We start from the raw sequence: 16,539 nt of genomic DNA on the forward strand, positions 1-16,539 counted from the left end.
AACTCATCCATCTTCACTGACTGCGACGCGGGCCCGGAGCCCCGTTGCCGGGGCCCGACGACCGCCGCATGCGCCTGTCCACGATCAAGCTGTCCGGTTTCAAGTCCTTCGTCGATCCGACCACGCTGCACTTGCCGACCAACATGACCGGCATCGTCGGTCCCAACGGCTGCGGCAAGTCCAACATCATCGACGCGATCCGCTGGGTGATGGGCGAGAGCGCGGCCAGTCGCCTGCGCGGCGATTCGCTCACCGACGTGATCTTTTCCGGCTCGTCGGCGCGCAAGCCGGTGTCGCAGGCGACGGTCGAGCTGATCTTCGACAACTCCGACCACACCATCACCGGCGAGTACGGCGCCTTCGACGAGATCTCGGTCAAGCGCAGCGTCGGCCGCGACGGCCAGTCCAGCTATTCCCTCAACGGCGGCAAATGCCGCCGCCGCGACATCACCGACCTGTTCCTGGGCACCGGCCTGGGCCCGCGCAGCTACTCGATCATCGAGCAGGGCATGATCAGCCAGATCATCGAGGCCCGGCCCGAGGATCTGCGCGTGTACCTGGAGGAAGCCGCCGGCATCTCCAAGTACAAGGAGCGCCGGCGCGAGACCGAGAGCCGGATCCGGCACACCCGCGAGAACCTCGACCGCCTCACCGACCTGCGCGAGGAAGTCGGCAAGCAGCTCGAGCACCTCAAGCGCCAGGCGCGCCAGGCCGAGCAGTACCAGACGATCCAGGCCGAGCGCCGGGTCAAGGACGCGCAGTGGAAGGCGCTGGAGTTCCGCGGCCTCGACGCGCAGTTGCAGACCTTGCGCGAGGCGATGGCACAGGACGAGACCCGGCTGCAGCAACTGGTCGCCGAGCAGCGCGAGGCCGAACGCAGGATCGAGGAGGACCGCGGCCGCCGCGAGCAGGCCAGCGAAGCGCTGAACCGGGCGCAGGCCGAGGTCTACCAGGTTGGCGGCACGCTGGCGCGGATCGAGCAGCAGATCGCGCACCAGCGCGAGCTGGCGCAGCGGCTGCAGCGCGCGCGCGAGGAGGCGCAGGCGCAGCTGGCCGAGATCGGCACCCACATCAGCGGCGACGAGGCGCGGCTGGCCGCATTGCGCGAGGCGGTCGCCCAGGCCGAACCGGAACTGGCCCGACTGCAGGCGCACGACCAGGCCGCCCAGGACGCGTTGCGCGAGGCCGAGATGCGGCTGGCGGACTGGCAGCAACGCTGGGACGCACACACCCGGGCGCAGGCCGAAGCTGCGCGCGCCGGCGACGTCGAGCGCACCCGGGTCGATTATCTCGACCGCCAGGCGCTGGACGCCGAGCGCCGCCGCGAGCAGCTCGCCGGCGAACGCAGCGGCCTGGACCTGGCCGCCCTGGCCGAGGCCTTCGCCGCCATCCAGACGCAGCACGACGCGCAGAAGGCCGCGCTCGACGGCCTGGCCGCCGAGGTCGAGAGCCGCAAGCTCGCGCTGACGGCCTTGCAGGATCAGCAGCGCAGCGCGCAGTCGGAACTGGCCGAAGTGCGCAAACAGGCGCAGGAGAAACGTGGCCGCCTGGCCTCGCTGGAAACCCTGCAGCATGCCGCGCTCGGGCAGGAACAGGGCGCCGCGGTGGCATGGCTGCGCCAGCGTGGGCTGGATTCGGCCGCGCGCGTGGGCGAGACGCTGGTGGTCGAGCCGGGCTGGGAGAACGCGGTCGAGGCCGCGCTCGGACAGCTGATCGAAGGCGTGCTGGTGGAGGCGCCGGAAACGCTGGTCGACGCGCTGGGCGAACTCGGCGAAGGTCGGCTGACGCTGGTCGCGCCGCAGACCGCGGACATCGCGGCCGCTCCGACCTCGCTGGCGGCCAAGGTGCGGGGACCGGCCGCCATCCTCCGCATCCTGGCCCGACTGCACGCCGCCGAAACCCTCGCCGACGCGCGCGCGCTGCTGTCGCGGCTGGGGGAAGGCGAGTCGGTCATCACCCGCCACGGCGAGCGTCTCGGCGCGGGCTGGGTGCGGGTGCTGCGCTCCGGCGCCGCCAAGCAGGGCGCGCTGCTGCGCGAACGCGAGATCCAGGCGCTGCGCGGCGAGATCAAGGACCTGCAGCAGCGCGAGACCGAACTCGAGCGCGGCCTGGCCGCCTGGCGCGACCGCGCGCTGGTCGCCGAACAGCAGCGCGAGGACGCGCAACGTGCGCTGTACCTCGCCCACCGCGGCGTCTCGGAACTCGCCGGCCAGCTGCAGAGCCAGCAGGGCCGGCTGGATTCGGCGCGCGGCCGGATCGAGAAGATCGACGCCGATACCGCGCAACTGCTGGAAACCCTGGACGCCAGCCGCGGCCAGGCGCGCGAAGCGCGCGCCCGGCTGGAACAGGCGGTGGCCAGCATGGCCGAGCTGGAAACCGCGCGGCGCACGCTGGATACCGAACGTGCCAGCCTGCATGCGGCCCGCGATGCCGCCCGTACCGCCGCGCGCGAGGCGGCCGCCGCTACCCACGCGCTGGCGTTGACGGTACAGACCCAGCGCGCGCAACTGGCGGCCCTGACGCAGGCGCTGGAGCGCATGGGTGGCCAGCGCGGCCAGCTCGACGCCCGCCTGGGCGAGCTCGCCGCGCAGCTGGCCGACGGCGATTCGCCGGTGATGGCGCTGGAAGCCGAACGCCAGGCGGCGCTGGAAGAACGCGTCCGCGCCGAGAAGGCGCTGGCCGCCGCGCGCGCGGCGCTGGAAGGTGTCGACGACGCGCTGCGCGGGTACGAACAGACCCGGCATCAGCGCGACGAGCAGGCGCTGGCGCAGCGCGAGAAGATCGGCCAGCGCAAGCTCGACCAGCAGGCGCTGGCGATCAAGGCCGGGCAGCTGTCGGGCGCCGTGGTCGAGGCCGGCTTCGTCCTTGCCGAGGTGCTCGACACGCTGCCGGAAGGCGCCGACGTCGCCGCCTGGGAAAAAGCCGTCGCCGACTTCGACGCCAGGCTGCGACGGCTGGAGCCGGTCAACCTGGCCGCGATCGCCGAGCACGCCGAGGCCGCGCAGCGCAAGGAATACCTCGACGCGCAGGACGCCGACCTGACCGCCGCGCTGGAAACGCTGGAGGACGCGATCCGCAAGATCGACCGCGAGACCCGCGGCCGCTTCAAGGACACCTTCGACCGCGTCAACGCCGGCGTGCAGGAGCTGTACCCGCGCCTGTTCGGCGGCGGCCACGCCTACCTGGAACTCACCGGCGAGGACCTGCTGGATACCGGCGTCGCGATCATGGCGCGGCCGCCCGGCAAGCGCGTGTCCAACATCTCGCTGCTGTCCGGCGGCGAAAAGGCGATGACCGCGGTGGCGCTGGTGTTCGCGATCTTCCGCCTGAACCCGGCGCCGTTCTGCCTGCTGGACGAGGTCGACGCGCCGCTGGACGAAGCCAACGTCGGCCGCTTCACCGCGATGGTCGCCGAGATGAGCGAGCAGGTGCAGTTCCTGTTCGTCACCCACAACAAGTCGACGATGGAAGCCGCGCAGCAGCTGTCCGGCGTTACCATGCGCGAGCCCGGCGTCAGCCGCCTGGTCTCGGTCGACCTCGCCGAGGCCGCACGCCTGGCCGGCGCCGCCTGACGGACCGGACGCAGAGGAGACGTAACGATGACCGACGTGTGGATGCTGCGTACCGGGATCCTGATCGCCGGCCTGTTGCTGATCGCCGCGATCTACTTCTTCGGCCGCCCGCGCAAGGCGGGGCAGGGACGCCGCGTGGAGGGCGGCCGCGGCGACGAGGGGCGGCGGGTCGAGCCGACCCTGGGCGAACAGCTGGAACGCGGCCTCGCCGGCGATGCGGCGCAAGGCGAGGCGGTGCAGGCGGAAATGGAACTGGCGGACGCGGCGCCGGGCAGCGACCTGGGGCGCCGCACCAGCGAGGAATTCGACAAGATCGTCACCCTGTACATCGCCGCGCGCGCGGGCCAGGTGCTGCGTGGTCCCGACATCGTGGTGGCCGCGGAGAAGACCGGCCTGACCTACGGCCACATGAACGTGTTCCACCGCCTGGTCGACGGCCGTCCCGAACGCGGGCCGATCTTCAGCGTCGCCAACATCATGAAGCCGGGCAGTTTCGACATGGCCACGATCCAGGCGCTGGAGACGCCGGCGATCGCCTTCTTCCTGACCCTGCCGGCGCCGGTGCCGGCGCTGGACGCCTGGGAGATGATGCTGCCCACCGCCGAGCGCATGACCGAGTTGCTGGACGGCGTGCTGCTGGACGAGCAGCGCAACGCGATCGGCCGCCAGCGCATCCAGTACCTGCGCGACGAGCTGCGCGCCTACGACCGCCAGCACGAGGCGCCGCCGCTCACCCGCCCGCCGCGCTGGTAGCCCGCGCCTCGGCTTCATTCCCCTTCGACTTCGCTTCGCTACGCTCAGGGCGAACGGAATGTCCACACCCCGTTCGTCCTGAGCGCAGGCGCGCCGCGCCAAGTCGAAGGATGCTTGCGACATGCCGATGCCCGATCCTGCCGCCCGCGTCGCCGAACTGCGCCGCCGCCTCGACGACGCCAACTACCGCTACCACGTGCTCGACGACCCGAACATCCCGGACGTCGAGTACGACCGCCTGCTGCGCGAACTGGAGGCGCTGGAGGCCGCGCATCCGCAGCTGCGCGATCCCAACTCGCCGACCATGCGGGTGGGCGACGCGCCTTCGGGCAAGTTCGCCACGGTCGAGCACGCGGTGCCGATGCTGTCGCTGGGCAACGCCTTCAGCGACGCGGAAGTGCAGGAGTTCGTCGCCCGCATCGAGAAGGAGACCGGCGACGCGCGGCCGCTGTTTTCGGTCGAGCCCAAGCTCGACGGCCTGGCGATCAGCCTGCGCTACGAGCACGGCGCGCTGGTGCGCGCGGCCACCCGCGGCGACGGCAGCAGCGGCGAGGACGTGACCGCCAACGTGCGCACCGTCCGCAGCGTTCCGCTGCGCCTGCGCACGCCGCCCGACGCGGGCGGCCCGCCGCTGCCACGGGCGGCGCCGGAGGTGCTCGAGGTGCGCGGCGAAGTGGTCCTGCCCCGGGCCGCATTCGAGCGCTACAACGCCTGGGCCCGGGAACACGGGCAGAAAACCCTGGCCAACCCGCGCAACGGCGCCGCCGGTTCGCTGCGCCAGCTGGACCCGCGCGTCACCGCGCAGCGGCCGTTGGCCTTTTACGCCTACGCGCTCGGCCAGGTGCGCTTTGCCGCGGGCGCGGGCGGGGCCCTGCCGCCCACCCATTCGCAAACCCTGGCCTGGCTGCGCGAGCTCGGCTTTCCGGTCAGCCCGGAGGTCGACACCGCGCACGGCGTCGACGGGCTGCTCGCCTACTACGCGCGCATCGGCGCCCGCCGCGACGACCTGCCTTACGACATCGACGGCGTGGTCTACAAGCTCGACCGCTACGACCAGCAACGCGCGATGGGATTCGTCTCGCGCGCGCCGCGCTGGGCGCTGGCGCACAAGTTCCCGGCGCAGGAGGAAGCGACCACGGTCGAGTCGATCGAGGTCAACGTCGGCCGCACCGGCGCGGTTACGCCGTGGGTACTGATGGCGCCGGTGCATGTGGGCGGAGTCACCGTCACCCGCGCCACCCTGCACAACGCCGATCAGGTCGCGCGCCTGGACGTGCGCGTGGGCGACACGGTGATCGTGCGCCGCGCCGGCGACGTGATCCCGGAAGTGGTGCGGGTGATCGAGGAGCGGCGGCCGCTCGACAGGCGCGGCCAGCCGCTGCACCCGCCGTACCGGTTGCCGGACGTGTGCCCGGACTGCGGTTCGGCGATCGAGCGCGAGGAGGGCGAGGTGGTCGCGCGCTGCACCGGCGGACTGTTCTGCCCGGCGCAGCGCAAGCAGTCGCTGTTCCACTTCGCCTCGCGCCGGGCGATGGACATCGAGGGCCTGGGCGAGCGCTTCATCGAGGCGCTGGTGGACCTGGGTTACGTGCGCACGGTCGCCGACCTGTACGCGCTCGGCGTGGACGATTTCGTCGAGATGAAGCGTCGTGCGGACGAGCTGGCCGGCACCGTGCCGGAGACGGTGAAGGCCGGCAAGATCGCCACCCGCTGGGCGGAGAACCTGGTCGCGGCGATCGATGCCAGCCGCCGCTCGAGCCTGGAGCGGGTGTTGTTCGCGTTGGGCATCCGCGATGTCGGCGAGAGCACGGCAAAAACGCTGGCCAGGCACTTTGGCGCGCTGGCCCCGCTGATGGCGGCCGACGAGGAGACGCTGCGGGCGGTTCCGGACGTCGGCCCCGTGGTCGCCGCGCGCATCGCCCATTTCTTCGCCCAGCCGCACAACCGCGAAGTGATCGCCGCGTTGCGCGCGGCCGGCGTGAGCTGGCCGGAAGGCCCGCCGCAGCGCGCCAGCGATGGCCCGTTGGCCGGCACCAGCGTGGTGCTGACCGGCGGCCTGGCCTCGATGTCGCGCGAGCAGGCCGGCGCCCGCCTGGAGGCGCTGGGCGCCCGCGTCTCGGGCAGCGTGTCGAAGAAGACCGGTTTCGTGGTCGCCGGCGAGGCCGCCGGCAGCAAGCTGGCCAAGGCGCGGGAACTGGGCATCGAGATCTGGGACGAGGCGCGGCTGCTGGCGTATCTGGCCGAACACGGCGGCGCATGAACGACTGGCGGCCGACGGCGACGGTCGAGGCCCTGCGCCTGCGCGCGGCGTTGTATGCCCGCATCCGCGGCTTTTTCGCCGAGCGCGACGTGCTCGAGGTGGAAACGCCGGTGCTGTCGGTGGCGGGCAACACCGAGCCCAACATCGCCCCGTTCGCGCTGGAGTTCTCCGGCCGCACCGATGGCGCGCCGCGCACGCGCTGGCTGCGGACCTCGCCGGAATACCCGCTCAAGCGCCTGCTGGCGGCCGGGGTCGGCGATTGCTACGAACTCGGCCGCGTGTTCCGCGACGGCGAGGCCGGTGGTCGCCACAATCCGGAGTTCACCATGCTCGAGTGGTACCGGATCGGCTGGGATCACCGCCGCCTGGCGGAGGAGACCGCGGCGCTGGTGCGCATGGCGCTGGCGCTGGTCGGACGCGCCGCGCCGCTGGAGCAGGTGAGTTACCGCGACCTGTATCGCGACCGCCTCGGCCTGGACCCGTTCCTCGCCGGCGAGGACGCGCTGCGTGCCGCCCTCGGCGCAGTCGCCGTCGACCCGCGCGGCCTCACCCGCGACGACTGGCTGGACCTGCTGCTGACCCATCGCCTGCAGCCGGGCTTCGATCCGGCGAGGATGCTGGCGGTGTACGACTGGCCGGCGAGCCAGTGCGCGCTGGCGCGGCTTCGACGCGGTGCCGACGGCATCGCGGTCGCCGAGCGCTTCGAGCTCTACCTCGGCCCGCTGGAGCTGGCCAACGGCTACCACGAGCTGCGCGATCCCGACGAGCAGCGCGCACGCTTCGAGCGCGACCTGGACGTGCGCCACGGGCGCGGCGCCCCGCTGCCGCCGGTCGACGAACGCCTGCTGGCGGCGCTGGCGACCGGCCTGCCGGCGTGCGCCGGCGTGGCGCTGGGGATCGAGCGGCTGCTGATGGCGATGCTCGGCAGCGAGCGCATCGCCGACGTGCTGGCGTTCGCCTTCGAGCGCGCCTGAGCGCTCGCTCACACCGTGGCCGCGACCTCGATCCGGTTGCGCCCGTTGCGCTTGGCCTGGTACAGCGCCGCATCGGCGAGCCGCTCCAGGCCGGCGCTGTCGTGCGCGTGGTGCGGGTACATCGCCAGCCCGATCGACAGGCTGGTCCCGGCCAGCGAGCGGTTGTCGAAGGTGATCGTCATCCGCATCGCCGCGGTGCGGATTTCCTCGGCGCGCTGCAGCGCCGTGTCCTCGTCCACTTCGGGCAGGATCAGGGTGAATTCCTCGCCGCCGTAGCGGCAGGCGATGTCTTCCGGGCGGCAATGCGCCAGCAGCAGCCTGCCGAAAGCCGCGATCAGGGTGTCGCCGCCGGTGTGGCCGTGGGTGTCGTTGAACACCTTGAAATGGTCCAGGTCCAGCATCAGCAGCGCCAGCGGTTTTTCCCGGCGCTGGCAACGGGCCAGCTCCCGCGGCAGGGACTCCTCCAGGTAGCGGCGGTTGTAGAGTCCGCTGAGTGCGTCGCGGATGGATTGCAGGCGCAGTTTTTCCTGCAGCCGCAGGTTGCCCAGCGCCAGCGACAGCTGCTCGGCCACCGCGGCCGCGATCTCGATGCGCGGGATCGGCCCCGGCCCGTCGGCGAACAGCACCAGCACCCCCAGGCTGACCGCCTGCGCGCTGAGCGGCAGGCAAGCGCTGGCGATATGGGCGTCATGCGGGGGCGGCTCGAAATGCTGGCAGGCGGTCTCGCCGTGCAGGTTGTCGACGAAATGCGGTTGCGCGCGCCGCAGCGCCCAGCAGTCGGACGGCATCATCAGGCCGCGGGCTTCGGCCGGGGCCTGTCCCCAGCCGATCGCGAGTTCGGCGTGGTCCTGCGACGGACTCAGCAGGTAGACCGCGCCGGCGGCCCCGGGCAGCAGCTTGAGCAGGGTGTAGCGGGTGACGTCCAGCGCCTCGCCGAGATCCTGGCAGCCCAGCAGCAGGCTGACGTAATGCCCGAGGTCGGCGAGGTCGTTGCCGGCCTGCTCCAGGCGCGCGACGCTCTGCGCCAGTTCGTGGTTGAGCGTATCGGCCCGGGCCTGTGCCGCCTTGCGCTGGCGTACCTCGCGCCGCAGCAGCGCATAGATCGCCCATACGATCGACAGGCTCAGCGGGATGCCCAGGGTCGCCAGTGCCAGCACCACGCCGGTGTTGCGCCTGGAAACGGCGATCCGCTGCAGCAGCAGCGTCTGCTGCTCGTTCTGGATCTGCAGCTGCAGTTGCTCGATCCGCGCCATCAGCGTGCGCAGGTCGGCACTGCGCAACCGCTCCTGGACCGCCGGCAGGCCGTTGCTTTCGTACAGTCGGATGACCTCGCTGGTGGTATCCAGCCGCAATTCGATCAGCGCCGCGAGCTCGCGGATCGACGCCGCCTGGGGGGCGTCCATGGTGAGCGCGGTCAGCGTGGCCAGGTCCTGGCGGATGGCCGGGCGCACGTTGTCGTGCTGGACCCGGAAGCTGCGGTCTCCGGTCAGCAGGTAGCTGCGCTGTGCGGCGATGCCCTCGAGCAGTTCGGCGCGGACCCGGGCCAGGTGCTCGATCACCTCGCGACTGTGCGTGATCCAGCGGTTGTCGGCGCGGATCTGCCGGGTCGCCAGCAGGATCGACAGCCCCACCAGCAGCATGATCGCCGTGGCGACGGCGAACCCGAACGAATAACGCGCATGCGTGCGGATCATGGGACGCCGCCGGCAGCCGGGAGACTGGTGTAACTGGCAAACGCGGATTACGCCCGGCGGCGGACGCCCGGGCGCGCCGCTCGCGCATAATGCCGCGGTGGAACACGCCATCGACTACGCCCGCTATGACCGCATCCGCCCGATCCGCTGGACCGGGGAGGCGCTGCAACTGCTGGACCAGCGCCGGCTGCCGTTCGCGGTCGAGTACCTGGATTGCGCCGACAGCGACGCGGTCGCCGCGGCGATCCGCGCGCTCGCGGTGCGCGGCGCCCCGGCGATCGGCATCGCCGCGGCCTGGGGCGTGGTGCTGGCCGCGCGCGCCATCGAGGCCGCGACTGCGGCCGCGGCGGCCCGCCAGCTCGAGCCGGCGTTGCAGCGGCTCGAGGCGGCCCGGCCCACGGCGGTCAACCTGGCCTGGGCGCTGGCGCGGATGCGCGCGGCGCTGACGCGTGCGGCGGACGGCGACTGGCGCGGGGCGCTGCAGCGCGAGGCCGCGGCGATCGAACGCGAGGACCTGGCTGCCAACCGTCGCATGGGCATGCTCGGCGCGGCGCTGATCGCGCCGGGCAGCGGGGTGCTCACGCATTGCAATACCGGCTCGCTGGCGACCGCCGGGTTCGGCACCGCGCTGGGCGTGATCCGCGCCGGCGTCGCCCAGGGCCGGATCGCCGCGGTCTACGCCGGCGAGACCCGGCCGTGGCTGCAGGGCGCGCGACTGACCGTGTGGGAGCTGCAGCAGGACGGCATCGACGCCACCCTGATCGTCGACGCCGCCGCCGCGCACCTGATGCGGAGCGGCCGCGTGCAGTGGGTGGTGGTCGGCGCCGACCGCATCTGCGCCAACGGCGACGTCGCCAACAAGATCGGCACCTACCAGCTGGCGATCGTGGCGAAACACCATGGGGTGAAGGTCATGGTGGTGGCGCCGTCCTCCACCGTCGACATGGACACGCCCACGGGCGAGACCATCCGCATCGAGGAACGCGACCCCGGCGAACTGCACGCGGTCGGCGGCAGCCGCACCGTCGCCGAGGGCATCGGCGCCTGGAACCCGGTCTTCGACGTGACGCCGCATGCATTGATCGATGCGCTGGTGACCGAGCGCGGCGCGATCGAGCGGCCGGACGCGGACAAGCTGCGCGCGGCGTTCGGGCGCGGGTGAGCGGGCGCGCAAGCCCGGCGGCAAGGCACCCCCTTCCACCAGCGGAAATGGCGCGCGACCGGCGCGGACGGCGACCTTCGGCAGCCGTTCCGCACGAGTGCCGCGGACGCTCGCGAATCCGCAGCTAAGTGCTTGACGCGCGAAGCAAAAACCCCTGCGTAAAAACGCCCGGCGTGCTATGATTTCACGTCTTTTCCAACCGCCCCGAAGACGCCGGCGGAACGGGCTTCCGAGTCCCGCTTCCGGGCGTTCGTTGCCGGGGCCGGTCCACCGCTGAAACGGAATCCCGATGGCAGAACCCGCCAAGGAAATCATCCCCGTCAACCTCGAAGACGAGATGCGCCGCAGCTACCTGGATTACGCCATGAGCGTGATCGTGGGGCGCGCGCTTCCCGACGTCCGCGACGGCCTCAAGCCGGTGCACCGGCGCGTGCTGTACGCGATGAACGAGCTCGGCGCCCACGCCAACAAGCCCTACTACAAGTCCGCGCGCATCGTCGGCGACGTCATCGGCAAATACCACCCGCACGGCGACCAGTCGGTGTACGACACCCTGGTGCGCATGGCGCAGCCGTTCTCGCTGCGCTACCTGCTGGTGGACGGACAGGGCAACTTCGGTTCGGTGGACGGCGACTCGGCCGCGGCGATGCGCTACACCGAGGCGCGCATGGCGCGGCTCACGCACGAACTGCTGGCCGACATCGACAAGGAAACCGTCGATTTCCAGCCCAACTACGACGAGAAGGAACTCGAGCCGACGGTGATGCCGTCGCGGTTCCCGAACCTGCTGGTCAACGGCTCGGCCGGCATCGCGGTCGGCATGGCCACCAACATCCCGCCGCACAACCTGTCGGAAGTGATCGACGCCACCATCGCCCTGATCGACGATCCGGCGATCGACATCGATGGCCTCATGCGGCACATCCCGGGACCGGATTTCCCGACTGGCGGCATCATCAACGGCGTCGGCGGCATCCATCTGGCCTACCGCAGCGGCCGCGGCCGCGTGCGCATCCGCGCCAAGGCCGACATCGAGGTCGCCGACAACGGCCGCGAGGCGATCGTCGTCACCGAGATCCCCTATCAGGTGAATAAAGCCCGACTGATCGAGAAGATCGCCGAGCTGGTGAAGGAGAAAAAGCTCGACGGCATCAGCGAGCTGCGCGACGAGTCCGACAAGGACGGCATGCGCATCTACATCGAGATCAAGCGCGGCGACTCGGCCGAGGTCGTGCTCAACAACCTCTATTTGCAGACGCCGATGGAGTCGGTGTTCGGCATCAACATGGTGGCGCTGGTCGACGGCCGCCCGAAGCTGCTCGACCTCAAGCAGATGCTCGAGGCCTTCGTGCGCCATCGCCGCGAGGTGGTGACCCGGCGTACCGTGTTCGAGTTGCGCAAGGCGCGCCAGCGCGCGCACATCCTGGAAGGCCTCACCGTCGCGCTCGCCAACATCGACGAGATGATCGAGCTGATCAAGACCTCGGCCAATCCCAACGAAGCTCGCGAACGGATGCTGGCGCGGACCTGGGAACCCGGCCTGGTCGGCACCCTGCTCGCCGCCGCCGGCGCCGAGGCATCGCGCCCGGAGGACCTGCCGGCCGGCGTCGGCCTGGTGACTCGGGATGGTCCGGGTTCGCGCTACCAGCTGACCGAGGTCCAGGCGCAGCAGATCCTGGAAATGCGCCTGCATCGCCTGACCGGCCTGGAGCAGGAAAAGCTCACCGAGGAATACCGGCTGTTGCTGGAGACCATCCGCGGCCTGATCGAGATCCTGGAAAACCCCGACGTGCTGCTGGAGGTGATCCGCACCGAGCTGCGCAACCTCAGGGAAGAATTCGGCGACCCGCGCCGCAGCGAGATCCGTGCCAGCGAGGAGGATCTGGACATCCTCGACCTGATCGCGCCGGAGGACGTGGTGGTGACGCTGTCGCACGCCGGCTACGCCAAGCGCCAGCCGGTCACCGCCTACCGCGCGCAGCGCCGCGGCGGCCGCGGCCGCAATGCGGCGGCGACCAAGGACGAGGATTTCATCGAGCAGCTGTGGCTGGTCAACACCCACGACACGCTGCTGACCTTCACCAGCGCCGGTCGCGTGTTCTGGCTGCCGGTGCACCAGTTGCCGGACGCCGGCCCGCATGCGCGCGGCCGCCCGATCGTCAACTGGATCGCGCTGGAAGCGGGCGAGAAGGTGCAGGCGGTGCTGCCGGTGCGCGAGTACAGCGAGGACCTGTTCGTGTTCTTCGCCACCCGCAACGGCACGGTCAAGAAGACTCCGCTGACCGAGTACGCCTATCGCCTGCAGCGCGGCAAGATCGCGATCAACCTGGCCGAAGGCGACGCGCTGGTCAACGCGGAACTGTCCGACGGGCACCGCGACATCATGCTGTTCGCCAGCAACGGCAAGGCCGTGCGCTTCGCCGGCGAGACCGTGCGTCCGATGGGCCGCACCGCCACCGGCGTACGCGGGATGAAGCTGGCCGACGGCGAGGAAGTGCGCAGCCTGATCGTGCTCTCCGGCGAGGGCGACATCCTCACCGCCAGCGAACACGGTTACGGCAAGCGCACGCCGGTGGCAGACTACCCGCGCAAGGGCCGCGGCACCCAGGGCGTGATCGCGCTGCAGACCAGCGCCCGCAACGGCCAATTGGTCGGGGCGATCCAGCTGTCGGACAGCCACGAGGTGCTGCTGATTTCCGACGGCGGCACCCTGGTGCGTACCCGTGCTTCGGAGATCGCCCAGGTCGGCCGCAACACCCAGGGCGTCACCCTGATCCGGCTCGGCGAGGGCGAACGCCTGCAGGCGCTCGAACGCGTGGATGCTTCTCTGGACACGGAGGACACCGACACGGCAGCGGTTCTCCCCGACGCCGTCAGCGAGCCGTCGCCGCCGACCGCCTGACGCCGGTAGTGCGCACGATGCAAGGGCGGCCCCTGGCCGCCCTTGTGTCTTTGTGGCTCCAATTCCCGGTGCGGGCAAGCCTGTAGCCGTCTTTGCGGCAACGCGTGAATACACTCCTCCCGTGTGGATACCCCTGCGATGGAGCCGGCGGTCCTGCCTCTACGGGGTGCGTCGTGAACACCCCCTTCAAGCGTGGAAGCTTCTGCGGGGGAAGCCGGTGGCCCGGCCTGTGCGGGACACGCCGTGAATACGTCCCTGTAGGCTCCTCGGCGGCATCCATGCCGCCGACGGTCCCGCACAGGCCGGGCCACCGGCTTCTGGGCAGTGAGTCGGCGCTTGTAGAGAAAACCAGCCAGAAGCGATGAACTCCAAGCTCGCGCAGTCGCCGCCCGGCGGGCTGGGGGTGCGGAGAGTGGACCATGGAGGGTCCACGACCCGACTTAAAGACAGGAGGTCGTCAGGAGGGCGCAGCACCCCCAGCCCGTCGGGCGGCGACTCCGTCCGAAGCCGATCCCACCGGCGAGCATCCGATTTAAAGACAGGACATCGCCAGGGGGGCGCACCACCCCTGGCCCGCCGGGCGCGGCGACTCCGTCCGAAGCCGATCTCACAAAGTCAGGCCACGCCCCGATTTGAAGACAGGAGGTCGTCAGGAGGGCGCACCACCCCCGGCCCGCCGGGCGGCGATTCTCCCCGAAGCCGATTACGCGAGCTGTCTCGAATGGCCTGCGCCCCGACTACTTAAAGACAGGAGGTCGTCGGGAGGACGCGGCACCCCCCAGCCCGCGGCGACTCCTTCCGAAGCCGATCCGAGCGGGAGGAAGAACCGGTTGTTGGCGTGGCCAGGCCGCCTGTGCGGATCAGGGAATCTGCGACAGCACGTGCTCGGCCGAGGACACCCGGAACTCGCCGGGGGCCTCCACGAAGACCTGCCTGGCGACGCCGTCCTCGGCGTAGATCGCGAAACGCCTGGAGCGCATGCCCATGCCGTAGGCGCTGGCGTCCATCTCGAGCCCCAGTGCCCGGGTGAAGTCGCCGTTGCCGTCGGCCAGCATCAGCAACTCGTCGGGGACGTGCTGGTGCTCGCCCCACGCCCGCATCACGAACGGGTCGTTGACCGCCAGGCAGGCGACGCCGATGCCCTTGTCGCGGAACCGGTCGAAATGCTCGACGAAGCCGGGCAGGTGCTTTTCCGAGCAGGTCGGGGTGAAGGCCCCGGGGACGCCGAAAATCACCATCTTGCGGCCGTCGAACAGATTGCGGGTGTCGACCGTCTCGATGCCTTCGCGGATGCGTTGCAGCGTCGCTTCCGGCAGACGGTCGCCGGCTTGGATGGTCATGGACGGCTCTCCCTGTGGCTTGCCAGTGTAGCCGCCCGCGGCGCTAAGATCGCGTCAACGCGGTGCGCGGGGGCGCTGCGATAATGCCGGCAACGACGCGGCGTTGCGGCCGCGTGCGCAGGAAGACCCATGCAATTCAAGGATTACTACGACGTTCTCGGCGTCGAGCCCAGCGCCGGCGAAGCCGAAATCAAGACCGCCTACCGGCGGCTGGCGCGCAAGTACCATCCCGATGTCAGCAAGGAAGCCGACGCCGAGGAGCGGTTCAAGGCGATCAACGAGGCCTACGAGGCGCTGCGCGACCCGGCCAAGCGCAAGGCCTACGACCAGTTGCGCACGCACGGTTACCGGCCCGGCGACGAGGTGCGGCCGCCGCCGGGGGGCTTCGGCCAGGGCGCGCCGCAGGGAGACTTCGATTTCGATGAGATCTTCGCCGGCGGCGGCAACGGCGGCGGCTTCAGCGATTTCTTCGAGGAATTGTTCGGGCGTCGGCGTGGCGGCGCACGCGGTCCGCAGCCGCGCGGTCCGGCACCCGGCCAGGTCCGGCGCGTACGCCTGGCGGTGCCGCTGGAGGCGGTGTACCGCGGCGACAAGGTGCGCATCGGCGTCAACGGCAGGACCCTGGAGGTGCGGGTGCCCAAGGGCATCCGCCCGGGGCAGGCGATCCGGCTGGCCGGGCAGGGTGCGCAAGGCGGCGATCTGCTGCTGGAGATCGAGTACGCCGCGCATCCGCAGTTCGAGGTCGACGGCCGCAACATCATCCATCTGCTGCCGGTGGCGCCGTGGGAAGCCGCGCTCGGCGCGACGGTCAGCGTGCCGACCCTGGGCGGCCCGGTCGAATTGAAGATCCCGGCGGACTCGGAGGCCGGGCGCAAGCTGCGGTTGCGCGGACGCGGCCTGCCGGGAACGCCGGCGGGCGACCAGATCGTGGAACTGGAAGTGCTGGCGCCGCAGGCCGGGAACCAGGCGCAGCGCGACGCTTACGCGCGTCTACGGGATTCATTCGGCAATGAGTGGCGCAGGGCCTAGGCAACTGTGACACAGGTCAAGTTCTGGGGGTAATTATTCGACCTATGGTCGCGTTGCTGGACGCTGTTTCGGTCTGGCGGGCAAATTCCCCACATTGATTTGAGAAGGAGTCTCTGCAATGAAAAAGCATAATTTGAAGCATTGGGGCCTGGTTTTGGCCATCGCGTTGAGCGTGGTAACCACAGCGGCTTGGGCCGCCCGCGCGACTGGGTACACAATTCACTATTACGACGATGCGGGCAACTATGTCGGCTACTACGACAGTGGTTGCAACCAAGGGCCCGGTTACACATGGGGCACAGAGACTGACAATTACACCATCGAGACTTATCCCTGCTTCTAGGGCGATAACCAGCGAGCGCAGCCCGCATGGTCGCGGGCTGCGCTCGCTTCACGCAACCACGCGAAGGATCAGGCCGCGCTCGGTCCCGGCTCGTCGCTGCCGATGTGGTCCAGGATCACCTGCGCCAGTTCTTCCTCGCTGAAAGGCTTGGTCAGGTAGGCCCTGGCGCCCTGGCGCATGCCCCACATGCGGTCGGTTTCCTGGTCCTTGGTGGTTACCAGGATCACCGGGATGTGCCGGGTAGCCGGCTCGCGCGTGATCGAGCGCGTGGCCTGGAAACCGTTGAGGTTCGGCATCACCACGTCCATCAGGATCAGGTCCGGCAGCTCGCGCTTGGCGACCTCGACCCCGGCGGCGCCGTCTTCGGCGGTCAGCGCCTCGTGGCCGAGTTTCTCGACGATGCGGCGGATGCCCATCAGTTGCGACGGCGAATCGTCGACGATCAGGATGCGGGCCATGCGGTCATTCCCCGGGGGACGGATCGATTGTAGCGGTCGCGCCGGCCGTCGC

The 16,539-nt window shown here is 70.4% G+C and carries 11 protein-coding genes; 8 read left to right on the forward strand and 3 right to left on the reverse strand.

What is annotated here, in order from left to right; translation table 11 throughout:
* Positions 1–68 precede the first annotated feature (68 nt).
* From smc to epmA, 4 genes are all read left to right on the forward strand, one after another.
* A complete protein-coding gene (smc, locus tag D0Y53_RS08820) occupies positions 69–3,572 on the forward strand; it encodes a chromosome segregation protein SMC (protein ID WP_117202863.1) in 3,504 nt (1,167 codons plus the stop codon).
* 27 nt (positions 3,573–3,599) lie between these two features.
* Positions 3,600–4,325 (forward strand): cell division protein ZipA, encoded by a 726-nt coding sequence (gene zipA / locus D0Y53_RS08825; RefSeq protein ID WP_117202864.1) that lies wholly within the window; start codon positions 3,600–3,602, stop codon positions 4,323–4,325.
* A 121-nt stretch (positions 4,326–4,446) separates the two neighbouring features.
* Positions 4,447–6,585 (forward strand): NAD-dependent DNA ligase LigA, encoded by a 2,139-nt coding sequence (ligA, locus tag D0Y53_RS08830; RefSeq protein ID WP_117202865.1) that lies wholly within the window; start codon positions 4,447–4,449, stop codon positions 6,583–6,585.
* Positions 6,582–7,559 (forward strand): EF-P lysine aminoacylase EpmA, encoded by a 978-nt coding sequence (gene epmA / locus D0Y53_RS08835; protein ID WP_117202866.1) that lies wholly within the window; start codon positions 6,582–6,584, stop codon positions 7,557–7,559. Before ligA ends, epmA begins: the two co-directional genes overlap by 4 nt.
* Positions 7,560–7,567: 8 nt before the next feature.
* Here the strand turns inward: epmA and D0Y53_RS08840 are convergent, their stop codons facing one another.
* Positions 7,568–9,253 (reverse strand): sensor domain-containing diguanylate cyclase, encoded by a 1,686-nt coding sequence (locus D0Y53_RS08840; RefSeq protein WP_158550629.1) that lies wholly within the window; start codon positions 9,251–9,253, stop codon positions 7,568–7,570.
* 97 nt (positions 9,254–9,350) lie between these two features.
* Between D0Y53_RS08840 and mtnA the strand changes: the two genes are divergently transcribed.
* Both mtnA and gyrA read left to right on the forward strand, forming a co-directional pair.
* Entirely contained in the window at positions 9,351–10,415 is a 1,065-nt protein-coding gene (gene mtnA / locus D0Y53_RS08845; RefSeq protein ID WP_233511725.1) for an S-methyl-5-thioribose-1-phosphate isomerase, read from the forward strand.
* A gap of 289 nt (positions 10,416–10,704) precedes the next feature.
* On the forward strand, positions 10,705–13,317 hold the full coding sequence (gyrA, locus tag D0Y53_RS08850; RefSeq protein ID WP_117202868.1) for a DNA gyrase subunit A: 2,613 nt from the start codon (positions 10,705–10,707) through the stop codon (positions 13,315–13,317).
* 860 nt (positions 13,318–14,177) lie between these two features.
* On the opposite strand, the gene D0Y53_RS08860 is transcribed toward gyrA, so the two are convergent.
* Entirely contained in the window at positions 14,178–14,657 is a 480-nt protein-coding gene (locus D0Y53_RS08860; RefSeq protein ID WP_117202870.1) for a peroxiredoxin, read from the reverse strand.
* Positions 14,658–14,786: 129 nt separating this feature from the next.
* Between D0Y53_RS08860 and D0Y53_RS08865 the strand changes: the two genes are divergently transcribed.
* Both D0Y53_RS08865 and D0Y53_RS13110 read left to right on the forward strand, forming a co-directional pair.
* On the forward strand, positions 14,787–15,686 hold the full coding sequence (locus tag D0Y53_RS08865; RefSeq protein WP_117202871.1) for a DnaJ C-terminal domain-containing protein: 900 nt from the start codon (positions 14,787–14,789) through the stop codon (positions 15,684–15,686).
* Between the two features lie 118 nt (positions 15,687–15,804).
* The gene (locus D0Y53_RS13110; RefSeq protein WP_147319047.1) at positions 15,805–16,029 is read left to right on the forward strand and encodes a DUF6289 family protein; all 225 of its coding nucleotides are present in this window, start codon (positions 15,805–15,807) and stop codon (positions 16,027–16,029) included.
* A gap of 68 nt (positions 16,030–16,097) precedes the next feature.
* On the opposite strand, the gene pilH is transcribed toward D0Y53_RS13110, so the two are convergent.
* A complete protein-coding gene (gene pilH / locus D0Y53_RS08870) occupies positions 16,098–16,487 on the reverse strand; it encodes a twitching motility response regulator PilH (protein ID WP_117202872.1) in 390 nt (129 codons plus the stop codon).
* Positions 16,488–16,539: the final 52 nt, after the last annotated feature.

The sequence above is a fragment of the Cognatiluteimonas weifangensis genome (assembly GCF_003416885.1).
Taxonomy (GTDB): Bacteria; Pseudomonadota; Gammaproteobacteria; order Xanthomonadales; family Xanthomonadaceae; genus Cognatiluteimonas; species Cognatiluteimonas weifangensis.